Genomic DNA, 16,627 nt, shown 5'->3' with positions numbered 1-16,627 from the left:
CGGTCCGATGGGACAATGCCGTAGCGGAGAGCTTTGTCAAAACATTCAAAAGCGAACTGGTTAACCACGCTGACTTTCCAACGCGGGCCGTAGCCCGGTTAGCCACCTTCGAGTACATTGAGGGCTGGTACAATCGTCGGCGGAGACATTCAAGCTTGAATTACCGAACTCCTGCTCAACAGGAATCTTATTTTTACACTACTCCAATGGCTGCTTGAAAAAATCTCCAGTATAGTGTTGCAAGTCCACCCTTGCTATTTGGTGCTACTTTACTGATTGGCCTACTAGTGAGCTATGCTTTTCCCACACCGGTTGTTGAGCCAAAAACCGCCTTAGTCATTGGCCTAATGTTACTAATTATCGGGGTAATTACCCTGTTACTGGCCTTTCGGGGAATGATTCAGCATAAGACGACTATCCATCCAAAGGGCGCTACGACGGCGATTGTCCGCAATGGCCTCTATCGGTATACCCGCAATCCGATGTATCTATCCTTGACGCTGATTTATCTGGGCGTGTCAGTGGCGATGAACGCCTGGTGGGGGCTCCTCCTGCTCATCCCCCTGTTAGTGGTCGTTCAGAAAGGCATCGTTGAGCGCGAAGAACAATATTTGATTCGCAAGTTTGGCCAGGACTACTTGAGCTATAAAGCCCAGGTACGCCGTTGGTTGTGAGACCTACTAATAGGTTATATCCATACGAGGTCCTCACTTTTATTAGCAGCCTTAGTTTCCGACTGGAACATTTGGTGTGAATGTTAGCTTCGTTTGTTTCCGTAGGCTACGGACAGCGTTTGACAGATCGTAAAACAGGCCATCAAATTACCCCCCTTTAAGGAAGCGGATGCATGAATATTCGACCGTCGCACTTTAGGGAGGGTTAAATAAGATTCAGGTAGAGACCGTTTGCTTGTTAACAGACTAATCTCGTTTTGGTCCTTTACTTCCCAAAGGACCAAAACGAGATTTATAAGTTGCCCTCAGTACAAATAGTAGAAAGTAGACGTCACCTATTTTTATATGCAAACTGTATCAATCAGCGGGCTAGCGGTAACCTCGGTGGCCAAATGACAAAAAAATATGGCAGAAAGGCGAAGTTTTAACACCCCTAAAGCTCCTCAAATGAGCACTGTGTTTCCCCAGGCAGTGCTGGCGGATAAATTTATTTTTTTATCGGGAACGCCTGGTTTAGATCTTAGCACCGGCCAAGTCATTAGTCATGATTTTGAGCAGCAAACCCGACAATGTTTTCAAAATATCAAAATCATTTTGGAAGAAGCGGGAAGCGACTTAAGCAAAGTAGTGAAAACGACCATCTTTATGGTGGCCGGTAATGACTTTAGCGTTATCAATAAAGTGTACACTGAGTTTTTCCCTGCTACTCCCCCTGCCCGTAGTACACCTCAAGTAATGCCCTTCCCAGCTGGCATTTTAATTTCGGTTGAATGCATAGCGCTCCAATAGCGACTTAAAATGGAGCGCTATAAACGGCTTTAGCAGCCTTATTAGTTATCGTATGTTCTTACTTAGAACGAGGGATTTTTGAGATAAGCGGTAGTGGCCTAACTGCGTTGAAGTGGGTATCTTTGTAAATGGTCTTAGAAGCAGTCTTCTGTAAGCATTGTGGGCAAACCCAACACGTCAAACGCTATGGTACTACCCGTGCAGGTACCCAACGCTACCGATGCTTTGACTGCAGTCGAACCTTTGTTCAAACCTACACCCACAAGGCCCGTGACCCCTTGGTCAAAGAGCAGATCACTCAGATGGTTCTCAACGGAGCAGGCATACGCGATACCGCCCGTATTTTAGGTGTTAACCGGAACACCGTCAGTGCTCAGTTAAAAAAAAACGGGGCCGCCCGTGCGGTAGTGAAGTGGTTCATGTAAACCCCTTATACGTCGATAGAGGCTTGAAAATGAGTCTCAAAGTCGATGAGATGTGGTCGTATGTAGGTAAGAAAAAACAACCTCGTTGGCTGTGGTGGGTGGAGGATGCCGTGACAGGTGAGATTATTGCCTTTGTTTTTGGACGCCGTACCCACCAAACGTTCCGCCACTTGCTGAATCTGTTGGAGGAGGCTAAAATTGAGGTAATTAGGTGGATAACGGACTCCTGGTGGGCGTATTTTGATTGCTTAGACCAACGCTTACGCTTAGTTCGTAAAGCGGCATTACAAGGTCTTGAACGTAAGCACTTAACCCTTCGAACGCGCTTAAAACGATTAACCCGCCGAACCATTTGCTTCTCAAAGTCAGTCGTGGTTCACGACACAGCAATCGGCCTATTTATCAATCAATTTTTCTTTGCAGATAAACGCAATTAAGCCACTACCGATTCATCAATCAGTTGTGCCCCAATATCGATCACGTCGTTTTTGGACATTTTTTTATCCAAAATCTGAATCGAATCTTTCCGGGAATGCCTGGCCTGTTTAGTGGAATCGGTTCCGGCCGTGTCAGTTTTTACCTGAGCATAGACGGTAAAGCCGACAACTAGAATGAGAAGGGTAATAATCAATCGATACATGAGTGGATAGATCAGCAGCATTGAGAACAGCCTGTCCGTTTCAGAAGAATAGAAGGGGGTGCTTCTACTCACTTGATACATAAGGCTTTAATAATTGGAACGAACTTAATGAACTGTGTCATCAGGCTTTATCCGGAGTGATGTGAATAAACCTGATCATTCATGTGGTTGTCTCAAACGATGGTCGCTTATTATTGACAGACGGTACTTTCCTCGCCTAAGGTGCGCTTTATGGCGGTAGGGGCTTGATCACCTCGCACTGGCTTTATTCCCATTCGGCGGGCCGCCAGGCTTTATCCTTGAATGGGAGCACATGAAAAAGCGACGCTGGCCGCAAACGCAGCCCTTTAGATCCTATATCGTCAAAACGCTGGAAAAGTATGCTTCCGGTGTTCGCCCCGGCGATAATGCATGGACGAGAAATGACGATGAAGTCTTAGCTTGTTATCCGTATCACACCAAAAACAACGACATGCCCAATTTTTATCTTTACAAGGGCATGACTCCACGCATCCTTAAAAAGAAATCAAAACAGGCGGCTGAATATCTGCATGTATATCAGATGACCCATAAAATGGGTAAATTTTCCTGTGAGTGTTCATATCACCCGCTCTAAGGCACGCCGATGACTGGGGGAATGTGCGGCCATTATGAGCCTGAATGGAGCGAAGAGACGATCTTCGGTCACGTGAGAGAGGCTGTTTATTGGAATGCTCGACCCGATGGCATGACCGACAAGCAATGGGACAGATTGGTCAAAATAACCGGAGCGACCCCGATCACAGAAGATGAGCTAAGGGAAATGATGTCATGAGCCGGAAATCCGACCGGCACTGGTACCCGCGCTACCCAGGCGACTATGCCAGAAAGACCGCTCATCTGTCGCTGACGGAGGATGGTGCCTACACAAAACTCATGGATTGGTACTATACCGTTGCCCCATGACTGGGTGCAATTGCACTGGATTTGTTATCTTTTACTGGACAAAAAAGCTAAGAAACATTTGCCCAGTAAACTAATAGCAAATTTAATCTCAAAATACCCTTTAAATATGTGATTGGAGGCATCTAAAAGTTGACTATGTTCCCGCTCCGCCATAAGGATTTATCAGGTGGGTGCTTCGAGGTAGCAGTAGGTACGCTGACCCGGGGCTAACCGTCCGATCCTTACTTTTCTACAATCCTACCCAACTCTCCAGATCATATCTCTCAAAAATCGTTCAGTAAAAGGCAAATCCGTTTAATTTATTGGACAGTGTAAGTGCTTACTAGTCATAGTGTTATCCTCATTTTGGCAACTCACCAAAAACGTTCAAGAAAACCCTTCAATAGCTGAACGATTACTTTCGCAGGCAACCATTTACCTCATCGCACCTAGGTAAAATCTGATCGGTGCCAGTAGGCTGTCCCCGATCAACACCCTACGACTCCGGTTGGTGAGCTAAAAACTGTTAGGGGCGGCACATCGTTTCCAATACTCCATGATAAAATAGATACTTTTTTCGAGTTCATCCAGGGAGGTTTGCTTGATGAAAAAAACCTGGACCGATAGACTATAGGCATTGATCACCATCTCCTGGCTGGCGGCCGTAGAGAAAAATAAGTAAGGAATGCATTTAAGTTGCAAGGCGGCATCACGGTGCAGTTTCTCCCGTAGTTCGATACCGTTTAAGCGGGGCATGTTGATGTCCGACAGGATCAGAAAAGGCAATTCGGTCGTCGACAACAAATAATCTAAGGCTTCCTGTCCATCGGGGAAGTATCTAACTTGATTTGGATAGTTTAACTTCCTAAAGACTTGCTCAAACAGGAATTGATCGTCGGCATCATCTTCAATGAGAATGACGGGTCCATTTTTGTTCATGGGACAAGTGAAATGAGTGGAGAGACCTATTATCTCCCAAATATGCTCAAAACCATTGGTCCTGCTACATTTGTCGATTAGGGATTCTTTTAGTCGGTTAAACAGCTTCCTTACCCAAGTTAACAGTCAATTATTTTTATGGTCATAGATTTAGATCGACAACATTCCCGAGTAACCTTCCGATTTAGCGTCGTCATCGTATTGCTTCTGGCATTCAGTCAGTGTAAGCAGCCATCGGTACCAGATCCGTTCAGCACGACACCCACTCGGGACGACAACCTGGCTATGGGTAACCCCGATGGTGCCAAGTCTGCTGAGTCGAGCCCAAATGCCTATCTGATTAATCGTACGACCTACAGCTTATCCTATAATCAATCCACCGGTATCGCCAACTGGTGTAGCTGGCACCTTAGCACAGCCTGGAAGGGTTCAGCCTCCCGGTATGCCGGTAACTTCATTCCGGATCAGTCTCTACCCGCTGCCTGGTATCAGGTTAAGCATGCCGACTATACCAATACCGGCTTCGACCGCGGACACCTCTGCCCTTCGGATGATCGGGATAGTACGGCTGTGGAAAACAAAACCACCTTTATTCTAACAAACATTGTCCCCCAGGCACCGCAGCACAACCGGCAGGCCTGGAAGAATCTGGAAGACTACACGCGCAGCTTATTGGCTCAAGGGAGTGAGCTATACATCATTGCCGGCACCTGGGGGAAGGGCGGTGAAGGGGACAATGGTAAGACGAGTCGTATAGCTAGTGGTAAACTAACCGTACCGGCTGCCTTGTGGAAGGTAATCGTCGTACTTCCGGTAGGTTCGGATGATGTGAACCGAATAAACGCACAGACGCGGGTTATAGCAATTTGGATGCCCAACACAAATGCCGTGGGCGAATTGCCCTGGTCAGGCTACCGGGTAAGTGTCGATGAGGTAGAGAAGCAAACCGGGTACGACATCCTGTCGAACCTGCCGTCCAGCGTACAAAAGGGTATTGAGGCCCGAGTGGATGTGACAACTATTTGATAGCTGACCGCGCCACGGGGGACCGCATGGGTAGTAGCAACCTGTTCATAGAGCCTATTCGTAGTTGACCGGCAGACTCTTTATCCAGGATAAACTAAATTTCATCACTTCTCCCCCATTTATGGGGTCCTTGACAAACCCATAACGGACGTTATGCACTTGTTGCACTCATATACATCTACCCGTTAGAAGGCCTAAAAATTAGATCTGAAATGATTTTTTCTATTTTACATATCATTTACGGTCGTTAATGATATGTAAAATGGTCGTGGAACAGTATCTTGCACCATGCAAACCTTTGTAGCCTACTACCGGGTGAGTACCAAGAAGCAGGGACAGTCGGGATTAGGACTCGATGCTCAACGTTCTAGCGTACTCAGCTTCGTCAAAACTCAAGCTCTGATTGTAGCCGAATTTTGTGATATAGAGTCAGGCAAACTGGATCGGCGTCCCGAGCTGCTTAAAGCCATTGATTATGCTAAGCAGCAGCAGGCCCGGCTGGTGATCGCTAAGTTGGACCGACTCAGCCGCAACATGACCTTTGTGTCGTCGTTGATGGACTCCCATGTCAGCTTCGTGTGTGCGGACATGCCAGATGCCAATGAGTTTACCATTCACATCTTCGCGGCTTTGGCTCAGCAGGAGCGAAAGCTGATCAGCGAACGCACAAAAAAAGCTCTGGATGAGAAATTACTTCGGATTGGTCAATGGCGTAAGAGTGGCCGTGTATTTCAGGATCCCATAGTTTCGGCTAAAGCAGCCCAGTCGAATCGAAGCCGGGCGGCTGAGAATGAAAACAATCGAAAGGCAACCGCTTTGATTTTGGCATTACTGAATGCCAAAATGACTTATTTGGCCATTGCCCATCAACTAAACCAAGCGGGCTTTAAAACAGCCCGGGGCAGCGCTTTTCAAGCAACCCAAGTGATGCGCCTAGCACAGCGAGCCAAGAATGAGTTCGTGACAAAGCATTAAGCAAGCGGCCAGCCGCTGCCGCCATTTTTCCAAATCTGCGCCAATCCGCAGAGCTAGTTGCACATTCTACCAATTATATATTCATTTATTATTTCGTACCAGTTCGCTGGTGCAAGAACATGAACGTGTACTTTGTTCGAGAACGAGTCGAGTGGCAATTTTAGACTAAACCCTAATCCCAAAATGAAAGCACTTCTTATTTGTTTGATCCTATCCCTAACTGCTTTGCAGGTGTCTGCACAGGCAAAACAGGAGATTTTTTTTGCCGACGTAACGATCTATGTTCAAGGAGGCAAATATTACCTGACCGGTTCAAAAGGGGGGAACAGTGGGCCACAGGGTTTTGCCTTATTAGAGTCAAAGGACCTCAAAACATGGGCCGTGTCTGCCAAGGCAAACGATTCACTGGGAATGATCCTCACTAAAGGCGACCACACCTTCGGCACCAAAGGCTTCTGGGCCCCTCAAATTCTTAAGGATGATGGCACCTATTATCTTACTTATACGGCCGATGAGCAAACCGCATTGGCCCAGTCAACATCGTTACTAGGTCCTTACCGACAAAAAGAAGTCCGCCCAATTGACGGCTCTGAGAAAAATATTGATTCCTATCTTTTTAGGGATACCGATTGTAAATACTATTTCTACAGTGTTCGCTTTAATAAGGGTAATTACCTGTATGTCGCCGAGTTTGACCTGAAAACCGGAACGATAAACGCTAAAACCCTGAAACGATGTTTTGAGCAGACTCAGGCCTGGGAGGCAACACCTAACTATCAATCCGCCCCCATCATGGAGGGGCCTACCGTTATAAAATTGAGAAATAAATATTACCTGTTTTATTCAGCCAATCATTTTCAAAACATTGATTATGCGATTGGCTATGCCGTAGCTGATTCGCCCTACGGGCCTTGGGTAAAATATAACGATAACCCCATCATTCACCGTTCGATCGTTGGCGAGAACGGATCAGGCCACGGTGACCTGTTTGAAGGACTAGACAAGCAATTGTATTACGTCTACCACATTCACAACTCATCCGACAAAGTAGGCCCTCGCCGGACACGGATCGTGCCGGTGGTCAAACAATGGGATGAGAAAGCCGGTGTTTATCGGTTTAGTGTCAAAGGGGATGAGGTCATTGTACCGGTAATGGTCGAAAAATAAGGCGTGTTGTTATGAGATGGAAGCTTATCAGCTAGTCGAAACCTCAAACACATTTACTTGTTAGTTGGCACTAGGATTTCGGAAATGGCAAAATTGTATCCATTCAACAATTGTCGCTTTTTCAGAACGACCGTTGTGAAAATGTTACAAAGTGATAAATACACCTATAAGAGCATAACTTTTTATAGAGACTTGGTTTTCGGCTATCTTTCGGTAACAATTTCCACTAGCTATGGCCGCACTCTTGTTTAAAGCTCAACTCGTCAACCAGGCAGGTGTACCCACAGCCGAGTTCGCTCGTATCCTGTTTGGCGTTGACTCACCAGAGGAAAAAGAGAAAACGTTTAGGGCTATTTGTAAAACGGCTTATCCCCAACTGCGCATCCAAGAGCCGTTGAGCATTTCGCCTGCTAAGCTTGACTAGGTTAAGATTTCAATCGACAGAGGCAATTGGTCATATAAACGCCCGCATAATGTCGCGATTAGCCCTCATCTACGTAGCTCGTCGTGTTTACTTTTGAACAAACAGTAAACCACTAGCTGATCACATGAAAACAGTATCCTTTAGCATGAATATTAGCCTGGACGGCTATTGCGATCACTCGATGTTCAATCCCAGTGAAGAGGTGCTGGAGTATTTTACAGAAACGTTGAGCGAAGTAGATCTGCTCTTTTTCGGCCGTGTCATGTATCAGCTTATGTTTCCCTATTGGGCTGATGTGGCCCAAAATCAAACCGGCACAGCAGCTGAAAATCGATTTGCCCAACGACTGACGGCGATCGATCGAGTGGTTATGTCATGCTCATTAAACAGCCTCGATGATAATACACGAATTGTTCGGAGCCACCCGGCCGAAGAACTCCTAAAACTGAAGCAGCAACCGGGCAACAAAATTTCGGTAGATAGCGTCAGCTTACTTCCAGAACTGATCCAGGCCGGTCTTATCGATGAATTTCAATTGGTTGTCCATCCAGTGATGGTGGGGCAGGGGAGACCCTTGCTTACTGGGGGAAGCCTTCAGGAAAAGCTTAATTTAAGGCTAGTTGATACGACTGCTTTCAAATCCGGTAGTATAGCGCTTCACTACTTGAAACAGTGACAGAGGATTGCCCTGTCGACTTATTATCAGTTTCCTTCTAGACGCGATAAGCTTAACCTTAGTTAAAGGTTCCTTTAATAAATGTTAAACTTAACAGACGGAACAAATTACGTTTCGGAAGTTAGTATGGTAAACCGTTAAATGATCAGATTCATTACTATAGTTTTTTGATTCATACAAAGGCGAATGGGTGTAGGGGAGCGGGGTTGAAAACGTCAATTTATTTGGAGACTTTATCCTAACCCATGATTAGACAGTTTGCCAGCTTGACTACCTTGGAATAATCTGACCTTGTATCCAGTAAGAGCACGCAAGTTCAGCCAAATAAACCGCAAAACTATAAATACACAACATATAACTAACTAATTAGTTATATTGCTACAAAATCAATTGTAGCATGAAAATAGCGCTGATAATCAATACACTATCAATAGCCTTAATGGGCCAACTGGTGGCCGTATCGCCCTCATTCAGTCAGGAAACTTATCGGCTCAAGGCCGCTATTACGGGCTTGAGTAGTAGCTCAGTCGTTGTTCGTTATTCACGGCAAGGAATGCTAATTAATGACACCATTCGTGTCCATCAAAATCAATTTACGCACGCCTTACCGATGACGGATGGTGCTGTAGCCACGCTCGTGCTTAGCCCAACAACCCAACTTCCCTTCTGGCTCGAATCTCCACTTATTTCCATTACGGGCACAATGGGTAAGACCCCTTTCTTACATATTAGAGGTACACCCGAAAACGATTTGTTAGACCTGTATCGAAAGACGATTGAGCGGCCATATACGCTGAGAAAGCAGGGAAAATCAAGCGCGGAGGTGGATGACATCGTTCTTCAAAAAGACAAGGCTACTCGTCAATTTATCGCCCAACATCCCACTACGCTAACGGCTGCTTATTTACTCTACTGGCAAGCAGTCAGTGATATTACCATTTTCGATCAATTAGAATTTCTGTTAGCCAAGTTGAGCCCTTCGGTTAAAGAAAGTTATTGGGGTCAAAAAACGCTTACTAGAATTCATAATGTTCAAAATCGACCTCGTGTTGGTAAAAAGCTGCCCGATTTTAGTCTACCCGATGCCATGGGGAAAACGATATCGCTAACTTCATTCGCCGGTAAATATGTATTGCTAGACTTTTGGGGCACCTGGTGTGTACCCTGCATACAAGGTATTCCTGAATTAAAGGCCGTTCATGAAAAGTATGGAAGTCGTTTGGCCATTGTTAGTATTGCCCTTGAGCGCCCGGCTGATCGCCAGAAGTGGCTAAAAGCGATTGATAAATATGGCATGAGTTGGACGCAAACCGCCCAATTTACCAGTGCTCGGGAAGGGGTTAATGAGCTGTATAATATTCATGAATATCCCACTTTTCTTTTAGCTGACCCTGAAGGTATTCTGGTGGCAAAACTCAGGTATGGAGAAGTCGAAAGCCAACTTGATCAACTCTTGAGTAAGTAATGGTTGGAAGTACTGATCAGTCGAATTAACCCCTCTTCACTTCTTCTAATTAGAATGATCAATCATACAGCCGAATTACTACAAACTACCCCTTAATCATCCACTTAACCCTTTATACCTATGCGCTCATTTATTGCCTCAATGATCGTACTTAGCTCCCTGTGTTGTTCCCTTCATGCCCAACAACTTGATCCTAATTCATCCCCTAAACGGGTCATTTATGCAACCACCGAACAACAGCCTGAATTTCCCGGCGGCTTACCTAAATTGAAAGAATATATTCAACAAAATCTTCACTATCCACCCGCTGCCCAAAAAGCCATGAAGGAAGGCACGGTGTTCCTTCATTTTATTGTGAGTGAGCAAGGAGCCTTGGAAGATGTTCATGTGCGAATGCCTATTAATCCGGATTTAGATGCTGAAGCATTACGACTGATCAAAACGATGCCTAAATGGACACCCGGTAAGATAGCTGGTAAGCCAGTGGCTTGCCGCTATAATCTGCCGATTAAGTTTGCTCTTTAAGCTGGCCGCTTAACAAGCCGTGGACGGGACTGTGCTAGGGCAACCAACTTTTTATTAATACTAATTGGTTGCCTAACGTCAAGATGCACCTTTTTGATTTAGTCAATTCAGGATTAACAACACAATTTGGGGGGTGCCCTCCTCACCACTGCTTGTTTATGATGCGAAAAGAATGCTAGCCTTTTAGCTCCTTAATCGTCTTAGAATAGCTCCCTTCCGATATCATGACAAATTCGTTCAGTTAATGGCAAGAGACATTTCAGAATGAACCATATAAACTCCTTAAGATTAATTAGTTATGAGCATCTTTGGCTCTTCTGAAGAACGTTCAGGAAAACGCTTCGATAATTGAACGTCTATCCTAGGTAACCAACCTGCTAAGGCCGCTAACTTATGAGCCTGAAAACGTTCATGAAAAGGTTGCCTTTTCTGAACGACTACTAGGAAAAGTACAAATCTTGAAAAGGGAAGGTTAGATAGGTATATTTCTATTTTAGCGGTAAAGTACTATTTTTGGGGCAGAATTATTTTTATTATTAGCTCGTAATTAGCCACTTTATTCACCCGTTGACGGACGTTTGTATAAGGACTAATTCACCGTCTCGCGTTTAGATCGTTTTTGGGGTTGGCTTACGCGACATCCCTTGTCAGCTTAAATTGTAATCAGCATTCAAAAGCCATGGGTCACTCAACTCAAATATTCATAACGAGTAGTCACCCATTTAGCGTCTAATCCACATCAGCTGCCCCATATTCAATACCATGACCTCACAGGTGCTGTTGGCGATAAATTCATAACTAATACTGTAACCACTTTTCCCAGGACCTCGAAAATGACCAGTGCCCGTTTCCTCTAAAGATGATTCAGGTAAAACCCCCGCTAGATAGCTAGAATATAATTTCCCCTCTTTCAACCCAATCCGTAGACTATCATTACCCCCTGCCAACTGATATGTTCCAGTAAATTTAGTTAGATCACTCACTGGCTTTGAGCTGAAAACCGGCTGTAATAACCCACTGATATAGGTGTTGAGTCGGGAAAAATCAAATTCCGTCGTGTTCGTCAAAACGACCCACCCAATCTTTAAATCAGGGTTGAATACCAATTCACAACGGTAACCCAGCATGGCCCCCTCATGGACCAAGTAGGGATAAGCGGGTTTCCAACCAATGTTGAAGGCTTGCATCATCGCTCTGTTTTTTTGGGAGAGCACTTGATCCGCTTTCGTCGAATTGGTCTGGAATTGAAAGCTGATAAATTTGGCTATGTCCCTGGCACTGGCATAAAGCCCCGCAGCGGGAAGTGATGAATTGGGCTTGAAGACAGGCACTTGACGAAAATCATGGGTAGCCTCATCGTAAAAATACCCTTTGGCAACTCCTTTCCCGGTTGGACTTTCCGCGTAAAAGGCACTGTTGTTCATCTGTAAAGGCTGACAAATACGCTTAATGATGTAGTCTGCGTAATCGGTGTTCGCTGCCCGTTCCAAAGCAATGCCCAGCAGCGAATAGCCCAAATTGGAATAGTGTCGATTACCATAGCTGAGCAGTTGGTAGTCTGGGTATTCTTTAGGTATCGAAGCTAAGGATTGTAAAAACGCCTTTTTAGGCGCAGCCTCAATGGCCTTTTCTGGGCTTTGGGCTAAAATCCATCGATCAATTTGTTTGGTAAATTGGATGTCCGCTGGCGAATTGCGAGGTAAGCCTGAGGTGTGGGTAGCCAGTTGGAGTAGAGTCGTCTGCGCCTGTTTAGCGGATTGGCCATCGGCTTTAAATTCAGGCACATATTTTTTTACCGGGTCGTCCAGTCTGAGCTTCTGTTGCTGGATGAGCTGCATGAACATGGTAGCGGTGAATACTTTAGTCAGGGACTGAAGCGAGTATTGGGCATCCAGATTGGCGGGTATTTGTTGAGAAATGTCCAGATAGCCCGTTGCTTCACCAAAGATGATTTGGTCCTCATGGACAATGGCCAGTACCACACTGGGGGAATGATAGCGATTTTGAAATCCGGTCATTCCCTTACGCAAGGCTAGCACGGTAGAATCTGGTAAGGGAACCTTGGATTGACAAAAGGCCGACAACATAAGTATTAGATTAGCAGCCAGAACGAGTAATATCTGTAACATGATAAAAGATAGCAGCAGTTAATAAGGTGTATTTGCCAATCTATTATCGAATAGTATGCCAGAAGTAAAAGCCTAACAACCAAATAATTATATTGGATAAAGCACATTTAACGGTGCGAAACCGCACGAATAGTGTAAAATCGAACTTGCCTATTCAAAGCCGTGCCTTCTACTTTCTTTTCTTCAAATTCCATATCACCAAACCTCTATTAAGAAAGCACTCCCATAAATGCTCTTTCGTATCAAGAGGGAGCGTTTTTGCGAGACGCTAACTTTTAATATCTGTCCAATGTTATCCGTCGCATACGTGTTTTAGCTAACTTTACTAGCCCCACGGGATTAAACCTAACCGATGAATCCATCTGGCTCCTCGATGAATGAATCGGACCGACTTGCTGCCTTATATAGCTACCATATCTTAGACTCCTTACCCGAAGAGGAATACGAGGAGATTACTCAATTAGCTGCTCAGATCTGCCAGACACCTATTGCCCTGATCAGTCTGGTGGACCATCAGCGGCAATGGTTCAAATCGAACCGGGGGCTGACCATTCGCCAAACTCCCATTGAGCAATCCTTCTGCGCTTACACCATTCGCAATCCCTCCCAAACCAATGTGGTTCCCGATGCCCGCCTTGACCCGAGATTTGCCGACAACCCCCTGGTGAGGGGTGAGCCGAACATGGTGTTCTATGCCGGTTCGCCCTTGATCGATGAAAACGGATTCGCTTTAGGTTCGCTCTGTGTGATTGATCAGCAATCCCGGCAACTCTCGCCAAGCCAGGTATCGGCCCTCGACATTTTAGCCAAACAGGTGGTCAGGCTCCTGGAGTTACGAAAAAAAACAAAGGCTTTGCAGGAAAGTGAAGCCCGCTTTAGAACCATGGCCGAAGCCAGTCCCATCCTGATTGCCATGGCGGATGAAAGCAGTCAGGCGACTTATTTCAACAAGGCCTGGGTTGAGCTGACGGGCCGGCCCATGGCCGTACTGCTGAACTTTGGGTGGGTGGATCTGGTGCACCCCCAGGATCGACAGCCCTATGTGACCCTCTATCTGGATGCCTTCAAAACACAGCAGCCCTTTTCGGGTGAATTTCGCGTGCTGACCCCGTCCGGGGATTACCGATGGCTGCTGGCGCACGGCACGGCACGCTTTCATTCGGATGGCTCCCTGGCCGGCTATATCAGCGCCTGTATGGATGTTACGCCCCAGAAGGTGAATCAGCAACAGGCTCATCGGGCACACCAGGAGCTGCAAGGCGCTTATGAGCAGGCCCGGCTGTCTAAAGAAGCGGCGGATCTGGGTACCTTTGACATGGATGTGACGACCAACCACATGATCTGGGATGAACGCTGTCGGACCCTGTTTGGCATTAGCCATAGCGACATGGTCTCCTTCGATACCGATTTCATTGCCAATTTACATCCCGATGATCAGGAGCGGATTGTCGATACCATTAAAAACGTCTTCATCAAGTCAGTCAGCAACGGCGATTACGATGTGGAGTACCGCACCATTGGCGTCGAGGATCAGCAGATTCGCTGGGTTCGGGCCAAAGGCAAAGCCTACTTCAATGAGGCCGATGAACCGGTTCGTTTCATTGGCAGTGTGTTGGACATCACCCCCCAAATGAACGCCCTGAAGAAAATTGAAGAGGTCGTTACTGAACGGACCCTTGAACTAGCGGGGGCGAATCATCAACTCCGGGAGTCGAATGCGTTACTGGCCCGCTCGAATGAGAACCTTCAGCAATTTGCCTATGTGGCCTCCCATGACTTGCAGGAACCCCTGCGCAAGATTCAACAATTTGGCGATCTGCTGAAAACGGGGCAGGCCGACAAAACGGGCGAAAGCATACTCTATCTGGAGCGGATGCAATCGGCCGCCAGCCGGATGTCGATGCTGATCAAAGATCTGTTGGATTTCTCGCGCATTTCCACCCAGCGGGATGCCAGCGACTCCGTGTCGCTGCAACGGGTTGTGGAGCGGGTGGTGAGTACCTTAGAATTACGGGTGGAAGAGCTGGGGGCTCAAATCCGGGTTGGCTCACTACCGACGGTTTTAGGCGATTCCTCGCAACTGGGCCAGCTTTTTCAGAACTTACTGAGCAACGCTTTAAAGTTTCACCATCCCGGCAGTTCTCCACGTATTGAGGTGACAGCCCAGTGGCTAGCAGTTGAGCATTTGCCTGCTGGCATTAAGCCGGGCCGAGGGGCCATCGCCTATCACCGGATTGATGTGGTGGACAATGGCATTGGCTTTGATGAGAAGTACCTGGACCGCATCTTCCAGGTCTTCCAGCGGCTGCACGGCAAGAACGAATTTGCTGGCACGGGGATTGGTCTGGCCATCTGTGAGAAGGTGGTTCTCAACCACGGCGGAGCGATTACGGCGATGAGTCAGCCCGGTCAGGGAGCCACGTTTAGTGTGTACTTACCGGTCTAGATGTACTTATACTGTAGGCTACAGTTCGTCAACAGACATTGGAATATAAAAGATCAGAAATAGAGCGATTATTGAGATTAGGATGAAATGTCAGTTTCGTATAATATCCATCATTTGGTAGTGTCAATCCATTTGGAACACGACTTGTAAATTGTACAATTCTTAGTCAAGTTGCATATGTAATGTGGCTGTTGCAAAAGTCTGGATAAAGTCAAGAGTCCTTGGTTTATGGGTTTGTTTTGGACAATTCAGTCGTTAAAATTTAGCTGTTTAATGAGCAAGCTTGCAGTTGTTTCGACTTTTGCAACAGCCACTAATCTTATGTTAAGAAACTATTCTAAGAATCGGGTGTAACTACGTTAGGACACCGAGGCGGTTAAATCAGGCAATTCATCCACCTTTAAGGCCTGCCAAAATATCCAGTCACTCGCTGACAAATAGTACTTCAAATACTGCTCTCGACTTAGGCATAAGGCCATCGGCGTTTCGCCCTGTCGATAAATCTTGATCAACCGAATAATACGACCAATCCGGTCAAAATCCGTGGTAGAATTTGTATGCATAGATTAAGTTTTAATTACGTTAATCAAAGATACACTATTCGTATAATGAAAAAAAATTGAGTATTTTATACTAAGTAAATTCACAGTAAATACTTAAATTAGTGTTGACTTTAGAATGGCTCAATGATGGCTTTCTACTTTTTTAGATAGGCTAGCAGTAAACTTTAGTTTACATACTCTTGGTTTAACGACAAAAAGATAATGGTGCGTAGTTGGGAAGTATCCTTTGGTGAGCTGTGTCCTGCTATTGACCAGATTGTTGAGCGGGTTAATCAGCAAATGGATGGTCCTACTATGTATCTGGCTGATAAGTGGCTTTTGGTGGGTAAATCACAGGTGCTTAACCTGTACCAGGATGGTGCTCATAAGATTATCATTACAGGTAGGGAGGACACGACCAATTTCGTGCAAGTGATTTTGACCACTTTGGAAGCAATGGGAGGCATATTGAGTCTTGATTAACATAAATCCAGTGGCTGTTGCAAAAGTCGATAAGGGCTTATTTTTCGGTATTCAGTCTGCATTTTCCAGCCCAAAATCGTCCCTAGTCTGGCTGACTTTTTGACAACCTGAACAGCTTACTGACTTTTGCGACAGTCACTACACTTATGTTAAGAAACTATTCCAAGATCATACACCCTACAGAAGCCATGAAAACAGACGGAATTGTACGTTGGAAAGGGCGGACGCCGCGCGGGAGAAGAAAGCCTAGTAGTATGTTAATGAAATAGCCGTAGATTGACCTAGTCAAGGGCAAATAAAGTACAATCAAAAACGGCTTCTGAGCTACTGGTTGCCCACGTCAAAAACAAAGTTGGCTTTACCATATCATATGGCTCA

General features: G+C 45.9%; 19 protein-coding genes and 1 pseudogene. 16 read left to right on the top strand and 4 right to left on the bottom strand.

Annotated elements, in window-relative coordinates; translation table 11 throughout:
- Positions 1 to 17: 17 nt before the first annotated feature.
- The 5 genes and pseudogenes from CWM47_RS17470 to CWM47_RS17450 all read left to right on the top strand — a co-directional run.
- Positions 18 to 218, top strand: a pseudogene (locus tag CWM47_RS17470) (integrase core domain-containing protein); the annotation flags it as partial.
- A gap of 69 nt (positions 219 to 287) precedes the next feature.
- Entirely contained in the window at positions 288 to 674 is a 387-nt protein-coding gene (locus CWM47_RS17465) for a methyltransferase family protein (protein ID WP_262512018.1), read from the top strand.
- Positions 675 to 1,079: 405 nt separating this feature from the next.
- Positions 1,080 to 1,463: a RidA family protein gene (locus CWM47_RS17460; protein WP_100989529.1), complete on the top strand. Its 384-nt coding sequence runs from the start codon at positions 1,080 to 1,082 to the stop codon at positions 1,461 to 1,463.
- Positions 1,464 to 1,591: 128 nt separating this feature from the next.
- Positions 1,592 to 1,888 (top strand): IS1-like element transposase, encoded by a 297-nt coding sequence (locus CWM47_RS17455; protein ID WP_100989528.1) that lies wholly within the window; start codon positions 1,592 to 1,594, stop codon positions 1,886 to 1,888.
- A 29-nt stretch (positions 1,889 to 1,917) separates the two neighbouring features.
- Positions 1,918 to 2,325: an IS1 family transposase gene (locus CWM47_RS17450; RefSeq protein WP_100989527.1), complete on the top strand. Its 408-nt coding sequence runs from the start codon at positions 1,918 to 1,920 to the stop codon at positions 2,323 to 2,325.
- On the opposite strand, the gene CWM47_RS17445 is transcribed toward CWM47_RS17450, so the two are convergent.
- Positions 2,322 to 2,528: a hypothetical protein gene (locus CWM47_RS17445; protein ID WP_157815984.1), complete on the bottom strand. Its 207-nt coding sequence runs from the start codon at positions 2,526 to 2,528 to the stop codon at positions 2,322 to 2,324. The genes CWM47_RS17450 and CWM47_RS17445 overlap by 4 nt on opposite strands.
- Positions 2,529 to 2,841: 313 nt before the next feature.
- Here CWM47_RS17445 and CWM47_RS17440 point away from each other — a divergent pair, with 313 nt between their 5' ends.
- Both CWM47_RS17440 and CWM47_RS17430 read left to right on the top strand, forming a co-directional pair.
- Complete coding sequence (locus CWM47_RS17440; protein WP_100989525.1) at positions 2,842 to 3,144, top strand: hypothetical protein; 303 nt, start codon at positions 2,842 to 2,844, stop codon at positions 3,142 to 3,144.
- Positions 3,145 to 3,338: 194 nt separating this feature from the next.
- A complete protein-coding gene (locus CWM47_RS17430; RefSeq protein WP_100989523.1) occupies positions 3,339 to 3,473 on the top strand; it encodes a DUF1376 domain-containing protein in 135 nt (44 codons plus the stop codon).
- A 495-nt stretch (positions 3,474 to 3,968) separates the two neighbouring features.
- Here CWM47_RS17430 and CWM47_RS17425 read toward each other — a convergent pair whose 3' ends face one another.
- The gene (locus tag CWM47_RS17425; RefSeq protein WP_100989522.1) at positions 3,969 to 4,391 is read right to left on the bottom strand and encodes a response regulator; all 423 of its coding nucleotides are present in this window, start codon (positions 4,389 to 4,391) and stop codon (positions 3,969 to 3,971) included.
- Positions 4,392 to 4,529: 138 nt separating this feature from the next.
- Between CWM47_RS17425 and CWM47_RS17420 the strand changes: the two genes are divergently transcribed.
- From CWM47_RS17420 to CWM47_RS17390, 7 genes are all read left to right on the top strand, one after another.
- The gene (locus CWM47_RS17420) at positions 4,530 to 5,417 is read left to right on the top strand and encodes a DNA/RNA non-specific endonuclease (protein ID WP_170069434.1); all 888 of its coding nucleotides are present in this window, start codon (positions 4,530 to 4,532) and stop codon (positions 5,415 to 5,417) included.
- 288 nt (positions 5,418 to 5,705) lie between these two features.
- Entirely contained in the window at positions 5,706 to 6,392 is a 687-nt protein-coding gene (locus CWM47_RS17415; RefSeq protein ID WP_100989521.1) for a recombinase family protein, read from the top strand.
- Positions 6,393 to 6,575: 183 nt separating this feature from the next.
- On the top strand, positions 6,576 to 7,559 hold the full coding sequence (locus tag CWM47_RS17410; RefSeq protein WP_100989520.1) for a glycoside hydrolase family 43 protein: 984 nt from the start codon (positions 6,576 to 6,578) through the stop codon (positions 7,557 to 7,559).
- 232 nt (positions 7,560 to 7,791) lie between these two features.
- Positions 7,792 to 7,983, top strand: coding sequence for a hypothetical protein (locus CWM47_RS17405; RefSeq protein WP_100989519.1), 192 nt, complete (start codon positions 7,792 to 7,794; stop codon positions 7,981 to 7,983).
- A 124-nt stretch (positions 7,984 to 8,107) separates the two neighbouring features.
- Positions 8,108 to 8,659, top strand: coding sequence for a dihydrofolate reductase family protein (locus CWM47_RS17400; RefSeq protein ID WP_100989518.1), 552 nt, complete (start codon positions 8,108 to 8,110; stop codon positions 8,657 to 8,659).
- A gap of 397 nt (positions 8,660 to 9,056) precedes the next feature.
- Positions 9,057 to 10,124, top strand: coding sequence for a TlpA disulfide reductase family protein (locus tag CWM47_RS17395; RefSeq protein WP_100989517.1), 1,068 nt, complete (start codon positions 9,057 to 9,059; stop codon positions 10,122 to 10,124).
- A gap of 120 nt (positions 10,125 to 10,244) precedes the next feature.
- On the top strand, positions 10,245 to 10,649 hold the full coding sequence (locus tag CWM47_RS17390; protein WP_100989516.1) for an energy transducer TonB: 405 nt from the start codon (positions 10,245 to 10,247) through the stop codon (positions 10,647 to 10,649).
- A 722-nt stretch (positions 10,650 to 11,371) separates the two neighbouring features.
- Here the strand turns inward: CWM47_RS17390 and CWM47_RS17385 are convergent.
- Complete coding sequence (locus CWM47_RS17385) at positions 11,372 to 12,778, bottom strand: serine hydrolase domain-containing protein (protein WP_100989515.1); 1,407 nt, start codon at positions 12,776 to 12,778, stop codon at positions 11,372 to 11,374.
- Between the two features lie 352 nt (positions 12,779 to 13,130).
- Here CWM47_RS17385 and CWM47_RS38945 point away from each other — a divergent pair, with 352 nt between their 5' ends.
- Positions 13,131 to 15,224: a PAS domain-containing protein gene (locus CWM47_RS38945; RefSeq protein WP_157815982.1), complete on the top strand. Its 2,094-nt coding sequence runs from the start codon at positions 13,131 to 13,133 to the stop codon at positions 15,222 to 15,224.
- A gap of 359 nt (positions 15,225 to 15,583) precedes the next feature.
- Here the strand turns inward: CWM47_RS38945 and CWM47_RS17365 are convergent, their stop codons facing one another.
- Positions 15,584 to 15,787, bottom strand: a complete 204-nt coding sequence (locus CWM47_RS17365; RefSeq protein WP_100989514.1) for a hypothetical protein — start codon at positions 15,785 to 15,787, stop codon at positions 15,584 to 15,586.
- Positions 15,788 to 15,988: 201 nt separating this feature from the next.
- Here CWM47_RS17365 and CWM47_RS17360 point away from each other — a divergent pair, with 201 nt between their 5' ends.
- Entirely contained in the window at positions 15,989 to 16,249 is a 261-nt protein-coding gene (locus CWM47_RS17360; protein WP_100989513.1) for a hypothetical protein, read from the top strand.
- The last annotated feature ends 378 nt before the right edge of the window (positions 16,250 to 16,627 follow it).

The organism is Spirosoma pollinicola, from assembly GCF_002831565.1.
Taxonomy (GTDB): domain Bacteria; phylum Bacteroidota; class Bacteroidia; order Cytophagales; family Spirosomataceae; genus Spirosoma; species Spirosoma pollinicola.
Note: the sequence above shows the minus strand (reverse complement) of the source record. Positions and strands in the feature narration are given on the sequence as shown.